Below are 4,158 nucleotides of genomic sequence, written 5' to 3' on the forward strand. Positions count from 1 at the left end.
AAATGCTTGCATTCTCTAATGATTATTATGGATTGATTTTTAGGGCAACACAATCCGTCGAATTATTTTGCGCTTACTGTAGTTTTCCTTAATTGAGCAGAAAACTAAAGTGAATCTGCAAAAAGGCGATCCGCTTTGTGTGCGGACCGCCTTCATTTGTACTTGCTTTGTTATGGTTCCGACCTGGTCAGAAACCTTGTTTTGCTTTACTGTCTTTTGTTTCTTCTGCGGCGTCTTTCAGTCTCGGCTGCAAGCATTGCAGCTGCAAGAAGAAGCATCAGATAAGTTCCGATCGGGGTATCATCTCCGGTCTTCGGTGATTTGCCACCGCCGTAGCCGCCGGAATGATTTTCGGAGCCACCGCTATTTCCACCATCGGAAGAAGGAGTAGGTGTTGGTGTTTCTGTTACTGTGCTTTCTTCCTGGTTGGTGATGACAACTTCTGCTGTCATATTCGTTTCATCAAATATAACAGAATCTGCACTTACGGTAACTTTATATCCAAAGCCTTCGGAGCCTGCAATTGGTTTTCCGTTGGAATCAGTTTCCGTTACATACAGGGTTACCTTTGCTCCTGACTGGGCAAGACCAACATTGATGATCTCACTTACTTCATAGCCACCGTCCATATCAAGCTTGATAATGTTCTGCTCAACCTGCTGGGAAGGCTGTGTATGAGCTGCATCATCAAAGATACCTGCATAGAATACCTCGTTGCTGTTTCTGGTGCCTCCATCTGCACCAAGAACCTTCTTGGTAATTGTCAGCTGACCCTGTTTGTAGAATCCATCTGGCGGGAAGCTGCTGAACACGTTTTCAAAGGAAACGGTTGTTGTTCCATTGGCTTCGGTTACTGTTGTGGAGTTACCATTGCCAAATACAGCTTCATAGACGGTTCCATCTGCAAGAGCGCCGATCGTCTGAGAAGTTCCATCCTGTGTACACTCTGCAATGTAGTATGTCTTGCCTGCCTTAATATTCTCTGAGAATACTACGGTGGAAGCATCTGCATTCTTGAACACAAGAGCTTTCACATCAGAAACTCTCTGAGTGCAGTCTTTATCAGAATACAGGGCTACATAGAAGGTCTGATCTCTTGCTGCCAGATTTTCACCAATATAGGTAAGTTTCTTGGTCACTGCAATAGATGCTGCGGTTGCCAGTTTATCCTGTACAAGTAAAACACCATCCTTGGAAACAGCTGTTGTTTTTTCTGCATCTACTGTTCCGTCTTCTTTCAGAACAAAAGTAGTGTCGCTTGTAAGTAAATATCCGTCTGGCGCTACAGTCTCACGAAGAGTGTAAATCTTACCGGTTTTCAGTTTCTCGGTAACATGAGCTTCCTTGGTGGAATCCCACTCGTCTACTACGTTTCCATCCTGGTCAATGATCTGGATGTGAGCACCTTCCAGCTCTTTCCCATCGGAAATATCTACTTTGCTTACTTTTACAGAAGTTCTGCTGTCTTCTACCAGAAGGGTTCCATTATCTGATATGGTTGTTGTGGTAGTATCTTTGTTAACGGTTCCATCCTCTTTCAGGGTAAAGGTGGTATCGCTGGTCAAAGTATATCCCTCTGGTGCTACAGTCTCGCGAAGGGTATAGGTTTCGCCAGGCTTCAGGCCAGTTACTTCGTGAGCTTCCCATGTGGAATCCCACTCTTCTACTACATTTCCATCCTTGTCGATCACCTGGATATGAGCACCTGCCAGTTCTTTCTGGTCGGTGATGTCTACCTTGCTGATCTTCACGGAGGTAATGGTGTTGGTAATGATAAAGCCTTCTTCTGCATTTCCGGTTACTGTGGAAGTGTAACCAGCTGCTTTTCCAGTCTCTTCTACGGTGTAGGCAATGTCCTTACCGGCTTTCTTCTGGTCAAGGTCAGACCATGTGTAGGTCCAGTTGTTCTCTGCATTCAGGGTAATTTCCTCGCCGCTGTTTTCTCCATCGGCTTTCAGCTGAACCTTGATTTCCTTCGGTCTGTGACCGCCGCGGTCATCGTTGTCAGCCCATGCCTTGGTAACTGTGACGCTGGTCTTTCCAGGCGCATAGCTGTTGGTGATATCGTAGCCGGTAATCTCTGTTGTGTAATCTGCAACTGCATCCTCGGTTACCGTGTATACAATTTCTTTTCCAGCCTCATATTTCGGCAGGTTTTCGAAGCTGTAGGTCCAGTTTCCATTTTCGTCTGCGGTTACGGTCTGGCTGTCTTTCTCCTCGCCGTTTGCAAGAAGTCTTACAGTGATGCTCTCCGGACGTTTTCCATCCTGATTGTCCGCATCGTTCCAGGTCTTGGAGCCCTTCACCTCAGTTGTCTCGGTTGTGTAAGTGTTGGTGATGTTAAATCCGTCTACACTTGTTTCATAACCTTCCACTGCTTCCTCGGTTACGGTGTAGGTAATTTCCTTGCCATTTGCATATTTCGGCAGGTCTTTAAAGGTGTAGGTCCAGTTTCCTGCTTCGTCTGCTTTTACAGTCTGGCTTGCTGCGATCTCTCCGTTTGCAAGAAGGTTGACGACAATGCTCTCTGGACGCTTGCCATCCTGATTGTCTGCGTCGTCCCAGGTCTTGGTTCCGGTGATGGAAGTTGTTTCTGGAGCGTAGGTGTTAGTCAGAGTGGTTACAGTTCCGTTCTTGCTGTTGTCGGTGAGTTCGTAACCTTCTGGGAGAGTTTCCTCTGTCCAGGTGTACTCGATTGCTTTTCCGTCTGCTTTTTCCGGAAGGTCAGATATAGTCTGTTTCCAACTGTTCTCGACGCTCAGGGTAACAGTCTTTCCGGTTTCTTTACCGTCTGCAAGAAGACTTACGGTAATGCTCTCCGGACGTTTTCCATCCTGATTTTCAGCGTCGTTCCAGATCTTGGTTACTGTTGCACTGGTCTTTCCTGGAGTGTAGCTGTTGGTGATGTTGCTGCCATCGTAGGTTGTAGTGTAATCAGTTACTTCCTCCTCAGCTACGGTGTAGGTGATTTCCTGGCCGTTTGCATATTTCGGCAGATCTTTGAAGGTGTAAGTCCAGTTTCCTGCTTCGTCTGCAGTTACGGCCTGGCGAGTTTTCTCTGTGCCGTTTGCAAGAAGGATTACAGTGATGCTTTCCGGACGCTTGCCATCCTGGTTGTTTGCATCGTTCCAGGTCTTGGTTACGGTAATCTCGGTGGTCTCTGGCTGATGAGTGTTGATGAAATTATAGCCATCACTCTCGGTTGTGTAGCCATCGACTGCATCCTCGGTTACAGTGTAGGTGATTTCCTGGCCGTTGGCATACTTCGGAAGGTCTGTGAAGCTGTAGGTCCAGTTTCCGTCTGCATTAGCGCTTACTTTCTGGCTCTTAAGCTTAGTTCCGTCTGCAAATAGGTTTACGGTAATGCTCTCTGGACGTTTTCCATCCTGATTATCTGCATCTTTCCAGGTCTTGGTTCCGGTGATGGAAGTAAGCTCTGGAGTATGAGTGTTGGTCAGAGTGGTTACCGTTTCGTTCTTGGAAGTTCCTGTCAAGCTGTAGCCTTCTGGAACATTAACCTCGGTCCAGGTGTAGGTGATATACTCTCCATCTGCTTTTTCCGGAAGACCAGTTATCGTCTGTGTCCAGTTGTTCGCAGCAGTAAGAGTAACAGTTTTGTTAGTTGGCGTTCCATTTGCAAGGAGAGCTACGGTAATGCTCTCTGGACGAATGCCATCCTGGTTGTCAGCATCATCCCAGATCTTGGTTACAGACGCGCTGGTCTCACCTGGGGTGTAGCTGTTGGTGATGTTGTAATTATCATCAATAGTTGTTGTATAACCAGGTACGGTAAGCTCGCTTACCGTGTAGGTAATTTCCTGACCATTTGCATATTTCGGCAGATCGGTGAAGCTGTAGGTCCAGTTATCGTCAGCTGTTACGGTCTTGGTGTCTGTAATTATGCCATTTGCAAGAAGGTTGACGGTGATGCTCTTTGGACGTTTGCCATCCTGGTTGTTGGAATCGTTCCAGGTTTTGGTTCCGGTGATGTCGAGGGTTGCTGGTTTATGAGTGTTGGTGATGTTGTAGCCGCTTACGCTTGTTTCATAACCAGCTACCGCACTCTCAGTTACTGTATAAGTGATTTTTCCTTTTGCATCATACTGCGGCAGGTTCTTGAAGACATAGTTCCAGTTTCCAGCCTCATCAGGAGTTACC

1 protein-coding gene is annotated in these 4,158 nt (G+C 46.7%); it reads right to left on the minus strand.

The window, feature by feature from the left end; genetic code table 11:
- Positions 1-206 precede the first annotated feature (206 nt).
- Positions 207-4,158 (minus strand): Cna B-type domain-containing protein (locus AB5642_RS15880; RefSeq protein WP_368371747.1); only part of this gene is annotated, 3,952 nt, incomplete at its 5' end.

Origin of the sequence: Ruminococcus sp. 1001136sp1_2201st1_G3_2201SCRN_220225, assembly GCF_040924365.1 — a bacterium.
In the GTDB taxonomy this organism is placed as follows: Bacteria; Bacillota; Clostridia; order Lachnospirales; family Lachnospiraceae; genus Blautia_A; species Blautia_A faecis.